Origin of the sequence: Frankia sp. KB5 (assembly GCF_002099325.1) — a bacterium.
GTDB lineage: Bacteria > Actinomycetota > Actinomycetes > Frankiales > Frankiaceae > Frankia > Frankia casuarinae.
Genome location: NZ_MRUJ01000165.1, coordinates 14,055 through 30,536, shown reverse-complemented (window position 1 = coordinate 30,536; position 16,482 = coordinate 14,055). Strand labels below are relative to the sequence as shown.

The following is a 16,482-nucleotide window of genomic DNA, read 5'->3' as shown; positions in this document are numbered from 1 at the left end:
CGCCGCCGGGAAGGCGATCAGCACGTAGGCACGCGCGAGCTCGGCCTTGGTCGCATAGGACAGGACGGCCACCACCGCGGTGAGCTGCGCGGCGGCGTTGAGGACCCGGCGGAACTCCTCCGAGCCGCTGCCGAGGAACCGGCTCTCGTACGCCCGGCTCAGGTACATCGACAACACCCACGCGACGGGCAGCAGGATCGACATGGCGACATACGGCGTCGCGGAGACCGGCTTCAGGTCGAACTCAACCAGTCCGCCGAACCGGACCAGGTAGGCCACTCCCGCCGCGACCACGCAGGCGGCCGCGTCGGAACCCACGAGCAGCCAGCCGTACGGCCGTTCCCAGCGAACCTTCGCCCGGTAGTCGACGACACCGTCGGATGTTCCGTCCGCGCCGAGGCCCGCGCCGAGGCCCGCGCCCACCTCGTACCCGTCGTACCGGGCAGGCTCATCGGCCCCGTCCAGCGGTTTCGGGATGGCATCCGTGCCCGGCCCCGTGGCCAACCCCACCTGTGCATGGCTGAAGACAGTGTCCGTCACCTGGCAGACCCCCCACGGCCGCAACATCTTCGGACCGACGACGACGGGGGGAGCGCTRCTTGGCGCCGACCACGCGTGTCACCTGCGTATCGACGTGCCCAGGCCTGGTGCCGAGCCCCCGAACCCGCCGCACCACCGGCCATCCGGACCCCCCATCCGACCGGCACCGCACATACGCGAGTAACTCTAACGTGCCGAGATAGGAGGATCCACGACGTCAACCCCGATGACTCATACGCGTAACAAAAATCGCGACTAGGCGGTCAAGGGACACGACGGTCAGGAGACACGACGGTCAAGGGACACGACGGTCAGGAGACACGACGGTCAGGAGACACGACGGTCAGGTACGCCCGTAGCAGCCGCTCGGCCTCGTCGATCGCGGCGAGCTCRACGTACTCGTCCCGGGTATGGGCCAGGTTGGGATCGCCCGRCCCATAGTTGAGCGCCGGGATCCCGAGCTCGGCGAAGCGCGCCACGTCCGYCCAGCCGTACTTCGCCACCGGCACGCGACCGGTGGCGGCGACGAACGCCGCCGCGTGCGGGGCGGCGAGCCCGGGCAGCGCCCCGCCGACGAGATCGGTGACCTCGACGTCGTAGCCACCCAGCACCTCKCGAACATGCGCCACCGCCTCGTCGGGGCCCCGGTCCGGGGCGAACCGGAAGTTCAYCGTGACCTGGCACCGGTCGGGGATCACGTTGCCCGCCACCCCACCGTCGATCCGCACCGCGCAGAGCCCCTCACGGTAAGTGCAGCCGTCCAGCGTCACCGTCCGCGCCCGGTAGCCGGCGAGGCGGCGGAGCAGATCGCCGGCCTTGTGGATGGCGTTGTCCCCGAGCCACGACCGGGCCGAGTGCGCCCGGGTACCGGGGAGCGTCACGACCACCCGCAGGGTGCCCTGGCAACCCGCCTCGATCTCGCCGGAGGTCGGTTCCATCAGGATGGCCAGATCCGCCTCCAGCCAGTCCCGGTGCCGGGCGGCGAGCCGACGCAGCCCGTTGCGGGCCGCCTCGACCTCCTCGTGATCATAGCAGACCCAGGTGACGTCGTGGCTCATCGCGCCGGGCGTGGCGACCGGGAGCGTGGCCGCGAGCCGCAGCGCGACCGCGACCCCTGCCTTCATGTCCGACGTCCCGCAGCCGTAGAGCCGCCCGCCCACCACACGCGAGGGCAGGTTGCCTGCCAGCGGAACGGTGTCCAGATGGCCGGCGAGCAGGATCCGGCCGGGCAGCCCCAGCTCGGTCCTGGCCACCACGGCGTCACCGTCCCGGTCGACCCGCAGCCCGTCCACCGCGGTGAGCGCCTTCTCCACCGCGCCCGCGAGGGCGGCCTCGTCCCCACTCACCGAGGGCACGTCAACCAGCGCCCGGGTCAGCTCGCCGACGGGCGCCGTGAGGTCGAGGCTCATGCCGTCACACCCTACGGTCACCGGGCCAGCGGATCGTTAGCCGGCGATAAGATCGTTAACCGGCGGCAGGACGCCTGCCGACAACAAGATCGTTAGCCGGCGACGCCGTGCTCCCGCAGGATGTCGTTCAACGCCAGCTTGTCGTGGATCTCGCCCTCGGCGAGCGTCCGCAGCACCAGGATGCAGGGCATCGCGAACTCTCCGCCCGGGAACGACTTCACCCGGTTGGAACCGACCGCGACCGCCCGCTCCGGGATCTCCCCGCGCGGGTACTCCGCGCCGGTCGTGGCGTCGAAGACATGGGTGGAGGCGGTCAGGATCGCCCCGGCGCCGAGCTTGGCCCCGCGGCGCACCCGCGCGCCGTCCACCACCATGCAGCGACTGCCGACGAAGGCGTCGTCCTCGACGACGACGGGGACCGCGTTCGGCGGCTCCAGGACCCCGCCGAGCCCGACCCCACCGGACAGGTGCACGTTGCGGCCGACCTGGGCGCAGGATCCGACCGTGGCCCAGGTGTCGACGAGGGTGCCGGCGCCGACGTAGCCGCCGATGTTGGTGTAGCTCGGCATGAGGACGGCCCCGGGCTCGACGTGCGCGCCCCAGCGCACGATCGCGCCCGGTACCACCCGCACGCTGTCGAACCGGGTCTTGAGCGGCACCCGGTCATGGAAGCGGAAGTCGCCCGCGGACGACTCGACCATGGCGAGAACCTTGAAGGACAGCAGGATCGCCCGCTTGGCCCGCTCGTCAACGGCGACCGAGCCGTCCACGGCGACCGTGGCGACCCGGGCCACTCCCGCATCGATGGCGTCGACGGCGGCCACCACGATCTTGCGGGCGTCGGCGTCGGCGGGGGTCAGCTCCGCCCGCCGTTCCCACAGTTCGTCGACGGCGGGATCGATCGGAGAGTCGAGGGATGTGTTCGAGGCGCTCACAAGCCCGACCCTACGAGGTGACCCCGGCCGCACGAGATGGCGGGGCCGCGGATCCGGGCCGGGTGCTAACGGATGTCCGGCTCGGCACCCCCATAGCTGCCCTGAGTGACCGGCTGACCGTAGTCGGGCCGAGCGCCATGGCCGGGCCGAGCGCCATGGCCAGGCCGAGCGCCATGGCCAGGCCGAGCGCCATGGCCGGGCTGCCCCGTGGCGGCGACCGGCGACAGCATCGTCATCCGCTCGGGAACGGTCGCCACCTGCGAGTCCGCGGCGGTCAGGGCGATCCGGACGTGATACCGGCCAGCCTCCCCGTAAAACGTCCCGGGCGCGACGAGTATCCCGACCTCGGCCAGCGCGTCCACCGTGGCCCAGGCCTCCTCACCCCGGGTTGCCCACAGGTAGAGGCCGGCCTCGCTGTGATCGATGGTGAAACCCGCGACCGCGAGCGCCGCCGCGAGGACGGCCCGCCGGTTGGCGTAGCGCGCCCGCTGATCCGCCACATGCATGTCGTCGGCGTACGCAGCCGCCATGGCGGCCTGCACGGGCGTCGGCATCATGAAGCCGGCGTGCTTGCGGACCGCGAGGAGACCCTCGACCAGGGCCGGGTCACCGGTGACGAACCCGGCCCGGTAGCCCGCGAGGTTGGACCGCTTCGACAGCGAATGCACCGCCAGCAGTCCCTCGTGGGAGCCGCCGCACACGTCGGGGTGCAGCACCGAGACGGGCCGGCTCTCCCAGCCCAGCTCGATGTAGCACTCGTCGCTGGCGACGATCACACCGCGCTCCCGCGCCCAGGTGACCACGGCGCGCATCTCGTCGACCGTGAGCACCCGCCCGGTCGGGTTCCCCGGCGAGTTCAACCAGATCAGGGTCACCCCGTCGGCCGGGCCCGCCACCGGTTCGCAGCGGGCGAGCAGCGCGCCGACCTCGTAGGTTGGATAGGCCGGGGTCGGCACCCACACCCGGTCACCGGGTTCGAGCCCGAGCTGACCGGGGAGCTGGGCCACCAGTTCCTTCGTCCCGAGCACGGGCAGCACCGCGCCCGGGTCGACGAGCACGCCGAGCCGGCGGGCCAGCCAGCCGGCCGCCGCCTCGCGCAGCTCCGGGGTACCCGCGGTCAGCGGGTACCCCGGAGCGTCAGCGGAGCCGGCCAGCGCCTGCTGCACGACGGCCGGCGTGGCGTCGACCGGAGTACCCACCGAGAGGTCGACCAACCCATAGGGATGCAGCCGGGCCTTCTCCTTGAAGGAGACCAGCTGGTCCCACGGGAAGTCGGGCAGTCGCACCCGGGACCGGGCCGGTGACCGCGGGACTCCGGAGATGTTGCCGGGTCTCCCAGGGCCGCTCAGGACTCGCCCTGAGGAGCCAGCGCGGCGACCGTCGGCGGGTCGAAGTCCAGGGCGCCGACCTTCGATGCGCCGCCAGGCGACCCGAGCTCCTCGAAGAAGTTCGCGTTGGTGTCGGTGTACCCCTTCCACTGATCGGGAACGTCGTCCTCGTAGTAGATGGCCTCCACCGGGCAGACCGGCTCACAGGCACCACAGTCGACACACTCGTCAGGCTGGATGTAGAGCATCCGTCCGCCTTCGTAGATGCAGTCGACCGGGCACTCCTCGATGCAGGCCCTGTCCTTGACATCGACGCAGGGCTCTGCGATGACGTAGGTCACCGGTTTTCCTCCTCGGGCTCACGGGCGACTGAGTCCTTAGTATCGACCTGGACAGTTCCGTGTCGACAACAAGGGCGTGCGCTGGTGGTGTATGTCGTCCGCATCACTCCGGCCGATGTTGGCGCGCGAGTTATGCTCCGCCACCGCATCCCCGGACCGGTATCCCTCAGTGATGTTCTCGGAACGTTGCGGTCATGGTCATCGGGCGTGCTCACGGTTGTCACTGCCGAGGGCACACTCGTCCAGGTTACCGAGGATGCCGTCGTAGCGGCACGCGTCATCCCACCCCGCCCACCGACACGACGTACGCGGAATGTCCCGGATGCGACGGCTCTCATGGAGATTGTCCCGAATACGACTACCCTGAATACGACTACCCCGAAGGCGACTATCGCGGGGGCGACTGTCCTGGGGACGACCGTCCCGGACACATCCGATCCGGACACGCCCGATCCGAAGGTGCCCGGCCTGAAGGCWGCTGCCCCACCAGGGGCGGCTGCCCCGGAGGCGGCCGCCCCTGGCGTGAACGCTCCGAGCGAGCTCTCGTGAGCACCCGCAGCCGCGGCAGGTTCGCCGAGGTCGTGCGCCGCGAGCCGATCGACCTGGCGGTCGCCTGCCATCTGCTCGCCGCCGAGGTCGACCCGGCAGCCGACACCCCCGACGCCACCGCCACCCTGAGCGCCCTCGACGCATTCGCCGCGCAGGCCCGTCCACTGCTCGCCGCGCGGACGACCTCGAGCCGACGGCCCCGGTTCCCCCGGGCCGAGCACGGTACGCCGGTGGCACGCCAGACCGGCGCACCGGGGCAGGCACAGCCGGGACAGGCACAGCCGGAATCCGGATCCGAGGCGGCAGGGCGCCTGGAGGGGTTCGGCCCGGGAGCGGGGAATTTCGATCCGAGGATCGCCGCCGAGACGCTGCACGAGTCCCTGGGGCTCGCCGCCGGCTTCGCCGGGGCCGAGGACGACTACACCGACCTGCGCTCCTCGCTGCTCCCCGATGTGCTGCGCCGGCGGCGCGGCCTGCCGATCCTGCTCTCCGTCGTCTGGCTGGAGGTGGCCGCCCGGCTCGGGGTCCCCGCCTATCCTGTCGGGCTTCCGGGGCACGTCGTGGTCGCGGTGGGTTCCCCCCAGGACCACGTGCTCGTCGATCCGTTCGCCGCCGGCCGACTACTGACGGTGCACGACGCCGCGGAGAAGGTACGCGCGGCCGGGTTCGCCTTCACCCGTGCCCACCTCGCCCCGATGAGCGCGCAGGACGTGCTCACCCGGATCCTCGGCAACATCCGGATCCTCGGGGCCCGCTCGGACGCGCCGCACATGCGGCTGTGGGCCGTCGAGCTGTCCCTGCTGCTCCCCCACCACCCGGCGAGCCTGCGCCGGGAGCGCGGCGAGCTCCGCGTCCGGTTGGGCGACTTTCTCGGCGGGGCCACCGATCTGACCGCGTTCGCCGACACGGTGGCCGCGGTCGAGCCAGCCGCCGCGGCGGCCGCCCRCCAGGCCGCCGCCGCGGCCCGCGCCCGGCTCAACTAGCCCCGGAGACCGTCCGCCCGCCCGGGAACCGTCCGTTAGCTCTGGGAAGCGTCCGTTTCCCTCTGCGCCTCTGTTCCTCCCGTATCCGCACCGCCCGGGTCGAGGTAGCGCCCGTCGTAGAAGACGAGCGGTCCGACATCGTCCCGCGGCTGGGCAAACGAGACGACCTCACCGAGGACGAGGGTGTGATCCCCCCCGGGATGGGTCGTGACCGTCCGGCACTCGAAGACCGACAGCGCGCCGTCGAACAGGACCACTCCGGTCTCCGGCCCGATCGAGTGCTCCCATCCCGCGAACATGTCGCCGGGCTGGTCATACGCGCGTTTCGCAAAGCAGCGCGACGTCTCGGCCATGTCCTCGGCGAGCACCGAGACTCCCCACACCCCCGAGGCCATGAGCGGACCGTGGAAGCGGGCGTCCCGGCGGATGCTGGCGAGCACCAGCAGCGGGTCGAGGGAGACCGAGACGAACGAGTTCGCCGTCATGCCGAGATGGCGACCGTCGGCGACGGTCGTGAGAACCGTCACTCCGGTAGCGAACCTGCCGACCGCCCTGCGGAAGTCCGCCGTCCGCAGGATCGACCGGTCGGCCTGGGAGACCTGGGAGACCTGGAAGACCGGAGAGACCGGGGAGGCGGGCGCGCCGGCCCGGTTCTCTCCACGGTGCGCAGGGCTACCCACCCGGCCACGCTACCCGCTCCGCTCACCACGTGGGCGACAGTCCCCGAGGGCCGGTGACATCTCCCACATCACAAGAGCCGGTGACATCTCCCAGGGCGAGACAGGCGACCCGGTGACCGGGTGACCGGACCGGTGCTCAGCAACCGGGAGGAAGCGCCGTGAGCCCCCGCCGTGCCCCGGCGAGGACGGCGACCGCGATCGGGCTCAGTGCCCCGAGCAACAGGAACGCGTAGCCAGATCCGCTCGCCCGCAACAGCAGGTCCCCCTCGGGGCGGGAGYTGGCGAACAGCAGCACGACGACGGCCCAGCCGATGAGCACGGTCGTGGGTCCCAGCCGGGTGCCCGTCAGCCACCGCACCAGCAGCGCGGCACCCCCGTTGCCCACCAGCGCGACCAGTACGCCGAGCGACAGCAGCATCCCCCCCGGCCGCGGACCGGCGGGAACGAGGAAGACGCCGTAGAGACCCAGCCCGACCCCCAGAAACACCCCCAGTGTGTAGGAGGCGGTCAGAAAGGCCCTGCCGGGTTGCGGGTCCGGGGACGGTTGCAACGACGGCCGTGCCGGCTGTCGTTGCAACCGGGTTGAGGGCGGCCTCCGGCGGGGACCGGCGCTGGGACGGGGCATTCTCCGACAGTAGGACATCGTCCGCCAGGCCCGCCCGGTCAGGCCGACCAGCCCCGAGGCCCCAGCGCCGAGACGCTCGTAGCGGACCCCGGCGGACCCCGGTGGCAGATCTCGGTCCTCAGGCAATCACCAACTCGGCGGGTACGACGATCACGTCCACCAACGCGCCCCGCCGCCACACCGTGAGTTCCACCGGCCGGCCGATCGTGCCCTCGGTCAGCAGCCGCTGGAGATCACCCGGAGTGACGACGGGCGTCCCGGCCACCGACAGGACGAGATCCCCGGTGAACAGCCCGGCGATCCCGGCCGGACTGCCGACGACCACCTCGGCCAGCCAGACACCGTGGCGCTGCCCGATCCGCTCGGCCACGGCGGGTGGCAACGGAACACCCGCCCCCGCGACCCCCAGGTACGCCCGGCGGACCCGGCCGTCGCGCATCAACGCGGCGAGGATCTTCCTCGTCGTGTCGTTCACCGGGACAGCCAGCCCCAGGCCGACACCGGCGACGGCGGTGTTCACTCCCACCACCCGGGCGTCGGCCGTGACCAGCGCCCCGCCGGAGTTACCCGGGTTGAGGGCCGCGTCGGTCTGGATCACCTCGTCGACCACCCGCACGGCCGAGCCCGAACGGGTCGGCAACGACCGGCCGAGGGCGCTGACGACCCCGGCGGTCACGCTGCCGGTGAGCCCCAGCGGGTTGCCGACGGCCACGACGAGCTGGCCGACCCGCAGACCCGCGGCGTCCCCGAGGACGGCAGCCGGCGGGGTCGTGCCCCGGGCCCGCAGCACGGCCAGGTCCGAGAGCGGATCGGCACCCACCAGGTCGACCTCGCGCTCGGTGCCGTCCGCGAACTGCGCCAGCCCGACCGATGCTCCGGAGGTGGCCCGATGCCCCTCGACGACGTGCGCGGAGGTCAGCAGGAACCCGTCGTCGGTGAACACCACCCCGGAGCCGGCTCCCGCGCCGCGCCGGGTACGCACCCGTAGGCTGGCCACTGACGGGGTCAGCGCCGCGGCCACCCGGGTCACGACCGCGGAGTAGGCGTCCAGCGGCTCGACCGGCAAGGAACCACCGGGCCGCGTCGGGTCGGGTCCGTCTCCCCTGGCACGTCTGGTCCGCATCCGACCTCCTCGGCCGACGCCACACTTACATTGATTACAGCGTTACGAACACGGGGCCGTCCAGAACATTCCCACCGAGGTGCCTGTGYCACCGCGGGCGAGCGGGCGAGCGGGCGGGCGGGCAGCAGACGATCGGGCCGGGGCGTCAGCGGGCCGGGGCACCGGAGCCGATCAGGGCTCGCACACGAGACCGGCGAACAGGTCCCGCTCCCGCCCGTCCRGACCGTCCCCCGGCCCCCGGGCGCCCTCGGCCAGCACGAAGTGCTCGACACTCCAGGCTCGCTGGCCGATGCCGTCGGCGAGCGCGAAAAAGAACCCGTCAACGCTCATCTGCGTCCGGTGCGACCGCATGGCGGCGATCTTCGCCTCGAAGAAGTGGGGAGCGGAGAGCTCGGTCGTGATGTCCGCATCGTCGACAAGCGTCACCCCCAGCTCGTCCACGGACGTCAGACCCGCGAACGGGTTGCTCTCAGCGGCGGAATCGCGGAAGTACTCGAAGCCCGCGACGGCGCTCGATCGCGCCAGCGCCGTCTCGTAGCGCTTGGCGACCTGCCAGACCGAACCGGCCTGCGGGGCGAAGGACGGGTCGGCGGCGTCGGTGAAGGCCCGCCGGGTGAGTTCGTGGGCCCGAATGTGATCGGGGTGCCCGTAACCACCACGGGCGTCGTAGCTGACGAGCACCTGCGGCCGGACCTCGCGCACGATCCGCACCAGCTCCGCCACGGCCTCGTCCAGGTCCGCCCGCCACAGGCAGCGGGGATGGTCGTTGGCGGGGGTGCCGATCATCCCACTGTCCCGCCAACGCCCGGGACCGCCAAGAAAGCGCTGGTCGGTGATGCCGAGCGCGGCGCAGGCACCGGCCAGCTCGCCGATCCGGTAGCCACCGAGCTGGTCGCCCCGATCCGCCCGCAGATGGATCAGCTCGGGCACCAGTACCTCCCCCTCCTCCCCCAACGTGCACGTCACGAGGGTGACGTGGGTGTCGGGGGAGGCGGCGTACGAGRCAAGCGCGATCCCCGTCGAGATCACCTCGTCATCGGGGTGGGCGTGCACGAACATCGCCCGCCGGGTGGGAAGTGGCGCAGTAGAGGGTGATGATGGGGTAGCTGTCGTCACATTGACGACCCTATGGGTAGCTTTGCCGCAATCTGGGGACCGCTCAGGCTCGGCGGCGGGAGCGGATCTTCTCGCGCTCGGCGGCGGTCAGCGCCACCTTGCGCAGACGCACGAAGCCCGGGGTGACCTCCACGCACTCGTCCTCGCGGCAGAACTCCAGCGCCTGCTCAAGGGTGAGTATCCGGTGCGGGGTGAGCCGGACCAGCTCGTCGCCGGTGGATGAACGCATGTTGGTGAGCTTCTTTTCCTTGGTCGGGTTGACGTCCATGTCGTCCGCCCGGGAGTTCTCACCCACGATCATGCCCTCGTAGACCTCGGTCGTCGGCCCGACGAACATCGTGCCGCGTTCCTGGAGGTTGAACAGGGCGTACGCGGTCGCCACCCCGCTGCGGTCGGCGACCATGGAGCCTGTCGCCCGGGTGCGCAGCTCCCCGAACCAGGGCTCGTACCGGTCGAAGACGTGGTGCAGCAGCCCGGTACCGCGGGTCTCGGTGAGGAACTCGGTCCGGAACCCGATCAGCCCGCGGGCCGGGACCAGGTACTCCAGCCGGATCCAGCCGGTGCCGTGGTTGACCATCTGCTCGACCCTGCCCTTGCGCAGCGCGAGCAGCTGGGTCAGTGTGCCGAGGAACTCCTCGGGCGCGTCGATGGTGAGGCGCTCCACCGGCTCGTGGATCTTACCGTCGACAGTGCGGGTGACGACCTGCGGCTTGCCGACGGTCAGCTCGAAGTCCTCGCGCCGCATCAGCTCGACAAGCACGGCAAGCTGCAGCTCCCCGCGGCCCTGCACCTCCCAGGTGTCCGGCCGCTCGGTGGGCAGGACCCGGATCGACACGTTGCCGACGAGCTCGGCGTCCAGCCGGTTCTTGACCAGCCGCGCCGTCAGCTTCTTGCCGGAACGGCCGGCGAGCGGGGAGGTGTTGATGCCGATCGTCATGCTGATGGACGGTTCGTCGACGGTGATAACCGGCAGCGGCCGGGGATCATCGGCGTCGGCGAGGGTCTCCCCGATCGTGATGTCGGGGATGCCGGCGATGGCGATGATGTCGCCCGGCCCGGCCGACTCCGCCGGTACCCGCTCGAGCGCCTGCGTCATCAGCATCTCGCTGATCTTGACGCGCTGCTGGCTGCCGTCGGCCCGGCACAGCGTCGCCGGCTGACCACGCTTGATCGTGCCGTTGTGCACCCGGCACAGCGCGAGCCGGCCGAGGTACGGGGACGCGTCGAGGTTGGTGACCAGGGCTTGCAGCGGCGAGTCAGGATCAAACGACGGCGCCGGCACGGTCTCCAGCAGAAGGTCGAACAGCGGCTTGAGATCGGGTGAGTCCGGGCTCACCCCGTCGGCCGGGCGGGTGGTGGAGGCACGACCCGCCTTCGCGTTGCAGTAGACGATCGGGAAGTCGATCTGGTCCTCGTCGGCGTCGAGGTCGAGGAAGAGCTCGTAGGTCTCGTCAACCACCTCGGCGATCCGGGCGTCCGACCGGTCCACCTTGTTGATGACGAGCACCACCGGCAGCCGCGCCGCGAGCGCCTTGCGCAGGACGAAGCGCGTCTGGGGCAGCGGGCCCTCGCTCGCGTCCACGAGCAGCAGGACGCCGTCGACCATCGACAGGCCACGCTCGACCTCACCGCCGAAGTCGGCGTGACCGGGCGTGTCAACGATGTTGATCGTGATGTCGCCGTAACGGACCGCGGTGTTCTTCGCGAGAATCGTGATGCCCTTCTCACGCTCCAGGTCCATCRAGTCCATCACGCGGTCGGTGAGCTCGGCATGCTCGCCGAACGCGCCGGACTGGCGCAGCATGGCGTCGACGAGGGTGGTCTTGYCGTGGTCGACGTGGGCGATGATTGCCACGTTTCGAAGATCGGCACGAAGAGACACGGTGATGCGCTCCGGGGCGGACATGGGGTTCGCGACCCCGCAACAACGACGACGTCACCGCATGAAACGACGGTAACGCATGAACCGGTGACGCGAACGTTCTGGCGAGTGTCCGCCATGGTGTCGGCGCCGCGGCACGACGATCTGCCCGTCACGCGTACACCGGCAACGGTCGCACCGCCACTCATGGTACGGGTGCACCCATGRCACGGGTGCACCCATGGCACGGACGCCTCGGCCGCAACGAGCTTCACCGGTCCGGGGCTTCACCGGTCCGCGACCTCCCGTCGCCGACCTTCAGAAGAGTCGACGTTCAGAAGAGCGATCCGGGAGTTGACAGCACGCGGCGCAGCTCCGCCACCAGGGGACCGTCGGCCGGCATCCACCGGACATCGTCCAGTTCGGCCACGCCGAGCCAGCGCAGCTCGTCATGTTCGACGAGCCGGGGCTGCTGGCGCGTCACCCGGCCGAGCCACACCCGCAGCACCCATCCGGGGCTGGACAGCCCGACCTCACCGAGCGGCGGACCRACCTCGATCTCGACGTCGAGCTCCTCCCGGCACTCCCGGACGAGCGCGTCGAGCTCGTGCTCGCCGGGCTCGACCTTGCCGCCCGGAAACTCCCACATCCCGGCGTAGGGATGCGGTTCCCGGCGCCGGGCGGCCAGCACCCGGCGATCATCGTCGAGCAGCGCGACGGCGACGACCAGACGTCCCTTCACCACCGGGGAGTCGGTGCCGTCCCGGTCCTCGGGTGTTCCACGCCGTCGTCCATGGGTAGAAGGGAGGGCATCCAAGCCCTCCACATCCGCGTTCATGGTGCCGGACTCTCCCAGAGTCCGGCCAGCCGTGGATCCGTTCCCGGCGGATCGTGTCTGATGACCCTTTCGGGTGGCTCCACCAGGACGGCTCGCCCAGCAGCGGGACGCGGACCGCAAGCCAGAGAATCCAAGCCAGAGAATCAGAGAATCACCAGCCGGAGGGAATCGGTATGCCGAGCAGACTGGACACCACCGAAGTCGCCGGGGCGCTGGCGGCACTACCCGGCTGGATCGGCGACGCCGACCGGATCCAGCTGGAGATCATGCTGGACGGGGACGAGGCCGACGCGATCGTGGCCGAGGTCATGCAGGCAGCGGACGCGATGAACCATCATCCGGTCGTCGAGCGGGGCCCGGGAACAACGACCTTCACGGTCTGGACCCACTCGGTCGGCGGCGTCACCGAACTGGACGTGGCCCTGGCCCGCAGGATCTCACAGATCCTGCGCTCTGCCGGCGTCTCGTACTGAGCGCTCGTACCGAACAGATGTCTCGTACCGAACAGACGTCTCGTACCGAACAGATGTGGAGATCACCAGAGACTGGGCAGCACCCGGAAGACACCATCCGGATCAGGCGGGAACGGTACGACGATCGTCACCGCTGCGGTGTCGATCGTCCCGTAGAGATGCGGGAAGAGCTCCCCTGGCGCGGGCGTGCCCCCCGCGGGCGCCTGGCCGGCGGRCGCCACGGGCGCCGGCGGCTCCCAGCGCAGCTCCGCGCTCAGCCGCTCCGGGTTGACGACGACCAGCAGCAGGTCCGCACGCCCGGCGTAGTACCGGTTCGCGGTTGCCACGGCCTGCTCCGGGGCGGAGAAATGGATGAACCCCTCGGATGCCAGGCTCGCCGGGCGGTACCCGTCAGCCCCGGCAGCCCACTCGGACCGGCCCACCAGATGGCAGATCACGCCATCCTCCTCTCCTCGCCACTCATCGGTCGTTGACTGCCGAGCCACGGTCGCGGTGCCCGTGTCGGCCCGGGAACGCTCCCGGCGGGCCGGACGAAACCCACCTCCGCCCGAAGACCAGTCTGAAGGGCGTGCCCGCGATGCTTCAGCCCGGTCACCCGCAGGCCGCCGGGGAAAGCCGCCTACGCGGAGTCGACGCGGCGCGGGGCCTCGCCCTGATCGGCATGGTCGCGACGCACATCTATCCCGCGGTCGGGGATGACGGGGCGGTGACCCCCGCGCATCTGCTCGCCGCCGGCCGGGCCTCGGCGGCCTTCGCGGTACTCGCCGGGGTGGCGCTGGCGCTGTCGACCGGCCGGCTGCCGGCGCCACAGGCGCGCGCGTCGACCGTGGCACGAGCGGTCTGCATCGGGACGATCGGCCTCGCCCTCGGCTACACCCACTCCGGCATCGCGGTGATCCTCTGTTACTACGCGCTGATGTTCATCCTGGCCGTGCCGCTGCTGCGGGCTCCGGTCGCAGCGCTGGTCGTCGTCACGGTGCTGGCGTTCGCGGTCGTCCCGGCCGCGGGCCTCCTCAGCCGGGACCATCTGCCGCCCCCGACCCTTGCCGACCCGACCTTCGGCCGGGCGTTCACCCACCCGGTGAACCTGACTCTGGAGATGGGCTTCACCGGCTTCTATCCGGCGCTTGCCTGGCTCGGGTATCTCTGCGTGGGACTCGCGGTCGGCCGGCTGGATCTACGGTCCACGCGGGTCGCCGCCGCCCTGCTCGCGGGGGGTGGCACGATCGCCGCGGCGGCGTCGCTGGTCTCCTGGGCCCTGCTCCGGCACGCCGCGGGCATGGCCGCACTCGAATCCGTCGATCCCGTCGAGGTCGCGGGAGTCGGGCCGCTGCCGGTGCGGTCCATCCTCGACGCCGGGCTGTACGGCAGCACCCCGACGAACACCTGGTGGTGGCTGGCCGTCGACACCCCGCACTCGTCCACGCCCGTCGATCTGCTGCACACCGGCGCGGCCGCGGTCGCCCTGCTCGGGTTCGTCCTGCTCCTGAGCCGGCTGCTGCCGCCCCTGATGCTGATCCCGCTCGTCGCCGTCGGATCGATGACGCTGACCCTCTACTGCACCCACGTGATCGCGATGTCCGCCTCCTTCCTCCCCGCGGATCCGACGCCGTCCTTTCTGCTCCAGGCGGCCGTAGCCCTGACCGTCGCCACCGCCTGGCGGGCGAGCGGGGCGCGAGGACCGGCCGAGGCGATCGTCRCCGCGGCCACCCGGGGCACCCGGCAGCTCGTTTAGCGCGGCGACCACGGCCGCCGGAGATCTTCAGGCCGCGGCCACAGCCTCGCTGTAGAGGCGGACGTTGATCCCAAAGCTACTTCCGGACTCGTATTCCTTCGCGGTCCGGCCATAGCGGTCGGGAGGCTGCGCCGGGCGAGAATCAATCTCATGAGTGCGGATGTCACGATCCCCTCGTACGGGGTACGCAACCGGGTTGAGCGCACCGGTCCGGCGGTCCGGGCCGCGCTCAGGCCTGACCATCGTGCCGAGTTCGAAGCCGAGTTCCACGCGGCGGCTGTCGAGGCCGACGACGCCCTTGACCTGGCGCCGCTGCACCGGGTCATTGACCGCTGGTGGCCTCAGGCCGTGCTTTGCGCCAACCCGGAGATCCAGGCGGGCATCGACGAGGACCGACGCCGCATTGCCGCCGGCGATCCGACCGTGATCGCCGAAATCTGGTACCCACCCGGCCATCCGCACCCGTCACGCACGGTCTGATGACTGCCTAAAACGTGACGATCAGTGGATAGCAACCTTCGGTGACGGTTGGGGACTCATCGTCTATACCATTGAAGATAGGTGGATCATTATCACCGTGCTTCGCGTGATCTGGTTGAACGGCCGCGGTCTCAACAGGCATGTCGCCACGCGGTAGGTGCTTCTCATCACACGGGAACGGCCCCTGATCAGACGTTGAAGCGGAACTCCACGACGTCGCCGTCGGCCATCACGTAGTCCTTGCCCTCCATGCGCACCTTGCCGGYCGCGCGGGCGGCGGCCATCGAACCGGCCGCGATCAGGGCGTCGTACGAGACGATCTCGGCCTTGATGAAGCCGCGCTGGAAGTCGGTGTGGATGGCCCCGGCGGCCTCCGGCGCGGTCRCCCCGGCTCTGATGGTCCAGGCCCGGGCCTCCTTCGGGCCTGCYGTCAGGAACGTCTGGAGCCCCAGGGTGTGGAAACCGATCCGGGCCAGCTGGGCAAGGCCGCTCTCCTCCTGGCCGAGCGAGGCCAGCAGCTCCGCGGCGTCGGCCTCGTCGAGCTCGGCCAGTTCGGCCTCGACCTTGGCGCACAGCACGATCGCGTCCGCGGGCGCGACGGAGCCGACAAGTTCCTTGCGCCGACCGGGATCGGCGAGGACGTCCTCGTCGACGTTGAAGACGTAGAGGAAGGGCTTGGCGGTGAGCAGGAAAAGCTCCCGCAGGGCGTCGCGATCGATCTTCGGTTCCGAGGACAGCGTGCGGCCGGCGTCAAGCACCTCGCGCGCGGCCTTCACCGCGGCCAGCAACGGCTGCTTCGCCTTGTCGGCACGGGCCTCCTTCTCCAGCTTCGGCAGGCGCGCGTCAACGGTCTGCAGATCGGCGAGGATCAGCTCGGTGTTAATCGTCTCGATGTCGTCGGCCGGGTCGACCCTGCCCTCGACGTGCACCACGTCGGGGTCGGAGAACACCCGGACGACCTGGCAGACCGCGTCGGACTCGCGGATGTTCGCGAGGAAGCGGTTACCCAGGCCCTGCCCCTCGGACGCGCCTCGGACCAGACCGGCGATGTCCACGAAGCTGACCGTGGCCGGCACCGTCCGGGCGCTGTCGTAGAGCTTCGCGAGCTCGCCGAGACGCGGATCGGGCACCCCGACCACGCCCACGTTCGGCTCGATCGTCGCGAACGGGTAGTTCGCGGCCAGCACCTCATTGCGCGTCAGGGCGTTGAACAACGTGGACTTGCCGACGTTGGGCAGCCCGACGATCCCGATCGACAAGCCCATGGCCGGTCAGTCTACGGACCTCACGGCTACGGGCCCCACGGCCGCGGGCCTCACGGCCGCGGGCCTCACGGCTGCGGGCCCCACGGCTGCGGGCCCCACGGCTACGGGCCCCACGGCCGCTCGCCGGGAAGGGCCCGGCCGGGAAGCTGCCCGGCCGGGGACCGTCTCACCGCGAAACCGCGCGAAACTGTCGGAGGGCCG

Annotated in this window: 16 protein-coding genes and 1 pseudogene; 4 read left to right on the top strand and 13 right to left on the bottom strand. The window is 70.9% G+C overall.

Annotated features, from left to right (window positions below):
* From KBI5_RS16350 to fdxA, 5 genes and pseudogenes are all read right to left on the bottom strand, one after another.
* Nucleotides 1-540, bottom strand: a pseudogene (locus KBI5_RS16350) (sugar transferase); the annotation flags it as partial.
* Between the two features lie 311 nt (nucleotides 541-851).
* Nucleotides 852-1,949 (bottom strand): succinyl-diaminopimelate desuccinylase, encoded by a 1,098-nt coding sequence (gene dapE, locus KBI5_RS16345; protein WP_085015723.1) that lies wholly within the window; start codon nucleotides 1,947-1,949, stop codon nucleotides 852-854.
* Nucleotides 1,950-2,041: 92 nt separating this feature from the next.
* Complete coding sequence (locus KBI5_RS16340) at nucleotides 2,042-2,884, bottom strand: 2,3,4,5-tetrahydropyridine-2,6-dicarboxylate N-succinyltransferase (RefSeq protein ID WP_085015722.1); 843 nt, start codon at nucleotides 2,882-2,884, stop codon at nucleotides 2,042-2,044.
* Between the two features lie 65 nt (nucleotides 2,885-2,949).
* A complete protein-coding gene (dapC, locus tag KBI5_RS16335) occupies nucleotides 2,950-4,170 on the bottom strand; it encodes a succinyldiaminopimelate transaminase (protein WP_241882959.1) in 1,221 nt (406 codons plus the stop codon).
* Nucleotides 4,171-4,229: 59 nt separating this feature from the next.
* The gene (fdxA, locus tag KBI5_RS16330; RefSeq protein ID WP_011438232.1) at nucleotides 4,230-4,553 is read right to left on the bottom strand and encodes a ferredoxin; all 324 of its coding nucleotides are present in this window, start codon (nucleotides 4,551-4,553) and stop codon (nucleotides 4,230-4,232) included.
* Between the two features lie 545 nt (nucleotides 4,554-5,098).
* On the opposite strand from fdxA, the gene KBI5_RS16320 reads away from it, so the two are divergent.
* Complete coding sequence (locus KBI5_RS16320; protein WP_085015721.1) at nucleotides 5,099-6,085, top strand: transglutaminase-like domain-containing protein; 987 nt, start codon at nucleotides 5,099-5,101, stop codon at nucleotides 6,083-6,085.
* Nucleotides 6,086-6,120: 35 nt separating this feature from the next.
* On the opposite strand, the gene KBI5_RS16315 is transcribed toward KBI5_RS16320, so the two are convergent.
* The 6 genes from KBI5_RS16315 to KBI5_RS16290 all read right to left on the bottom strand — a co-directional run bounded on the left by KBI5_RS16315 (nucleotide 6,121) and on the right by KBI5_RS16290 (nucleotide 12,328).
* Complete coding sequence (locus tag KBI5_RS16315; RefSeq protein ID WP_085015720.1) at nucleotides 6,121-6,765, bottom strand: flavin reductase family protein; 645 nt, start codon at nucleotides 6,763-6,765, stop codon at nucleotides 6,121-6,123.
* Between the two features lie 136 nt (nucleotides 6,766-6,901).
* Nucleotides 6,902-7,315 (bottom strand): DUF6113 family protein, encoded by a 414-nt coding sequence (locus tag KBI5_RS16310; RefSeq protein ID WP_347272512.1) that lies wholly within the window; start codon nucleotides 7,313-7,315, stop codon nucleotides 6,902-6,904.
* A gap of 193 nt (nucleotides 7,316-7,508) precedes the next feature.
* The gene (locus KBI5_RS16305; protein ID WP_085015719.1) at nucleotides 7,509-8,513 is read right to left on the bottom strand and encodes a trypsin-like peptidase domain-containing protein; all 1,005 of its coding nucleotides are present in this window, start codon (nucleotides 8,511-8,513) and stop codon (nucleotides 7,509-7,511) included.
* 171 nt (nucleotides 8,514-8,684) lie between these two features.
* The gene (gene mshB, locus KBI5_RS16300; RefSeq protein WP_085015718.1) at nucleotides 8,685-9,572 is read right to left on the bottom strand and encodes an N-acetyl-1-D-myo-inositol-2-amino-2-deoxy-alpha-D-glucopyranoside deacetylase; all 888 of its coding nucleotides are present in this window, start codon (nucleotides 9,570-9,572) and stop codon (nucleotides 8,685-8,687) included.
* A gap of 100 nt (nucleotides 9,573-9,672) precedes the next feature.
* The gene (typA, locus tag KBI5_RS16295) at nucleotides 9,673-11,511 is read right to left on the bottom strand and encodes a translational GTPase TypA (protein WP_085015727.1); all 1,839 of its coding nucleotides are present in this window, start codon (nucleotides 11,509-11,511) and stop codon (nucleotides 9,673-9,675) included.
* Nucleotides 11,512-11,824: 313 nt separating this feature from the next.
* Complete coding sequence (locus tag KBI5_RS16290) at nucleotides 11,825-12,328, bottom strand: (deoxy)nucleoside triphosphate pyrophosphohydrolase (protein ID WP_011438240.1); 504 nt, start codon at nucleotides 12,326-12,328, stop codon at nucleotides 11,825-11,827.
* A gap of 173 nt (nucleotides 12,329-12,501) precedes the next feature.
* Here KBI5_RS16290 and KBI5_RS16285 point away from each other — a divergent pair, with 173 nt between their 5' ends.
* Nucleotides 12,502-12,801: a 4a-hydroxytetrahydrobiopterin dehydratase gene (locus KBI5_RS16285; protein ID WP_085015717.1), complete on the top strand. Its 300-nt coding sequence runs from the start codon at nucleotides 12,502-12,504 to the stop codon at nucleotides 12,799-12,801.
* A gap of 62 nt (nucleotides 12,802-12,863) precedes the next feature.
* Here the strand turns inward: KBI5_RS16285 and KBI5_RS16280 are convergent, their stop codons facing one another.
* Complete coding sequence (locus KBI5_RS16280; RefSeq protein WP_085015716.1) at nucleotides 12,864-13,238, bottom strand: DUF952 domain-containing protein; 375 nt, start codon at nucleotides 13,236-13,238, stop codon at nucleotides 12,864-12,866.
* Nucleotides 13,239-13,378: 140 nt separating this feature from the next.
* Between KBI5_RS16280 and KBI5_RS16275 the strand changes: the two genes are divergently transcribed.
* Nucleotides 13,379-14,536, top strand: coding sequence for a heparan-alpha-glucosaminide N-acetyltransferase domain-containing protein (locus tag KBI5_RS16275; RefSeq protein WP_085015726.1), 1,158 nt, complete (start codon nucleotides 13,379-13,381; stop codon nucleotides 14,534-14,536).
* A 150-nt stretch (nucleotides 14,537-14,686) separates the two neighbouring features.
* Nucleotides 14,687-15,016, top strand: a complete 330-nt coding sequence (locus KBI5_RS16270) for a DUF6247 family protein (protein ID WP_011438244.1) — start codon at nucleotides 14,687-14,689, stop codon at nucleotides 15,014-15,016.
* Nucleotides 15,017-15,204: 188 nt separating this feature from the next.
* Here the strand turns inward: KBI5_RS16270 and ychF are convergent, their stop codons facing one another.
* Entirely contained in the window at nucleotides 15,205-16,281 is a 1,077-nt protein-coding gene (gene ychF, locus KBI5_RS16265) for a redox-regulated ATPase YchF (protein WP_085015715.1), read from the bottom strand.
* Nucleotides 16,282-16,482 lie beyond the last annotated feature (201 nt).

What these genes read in the sequence shown, in the direction of transcription:
- KBI5_RS16305 (WP_085015719.1), bottom strand. Translation starts at nt 8,513, where the DNA reads ATGCGGACCAGACGTGCCAGGGGAGACGGACCCGACCCGACGCGGCCC.
- KBI5_RS16285 (WP_085015717.1), top strand. Translation starts at nt 12,502, where the DNA reads ATGCCGAGCAGACTGGACACCACCGAAGTCGCCGGGGCGCTGGCGGCA.
- KBI5_RS16270 (WP_011438244.1), top strand. Translation starts at nt 14,687, where the DNA reads ATGAGTGCGGATGTCACGATCCCCTCGTACGGGGTACGCAACCGGGTT.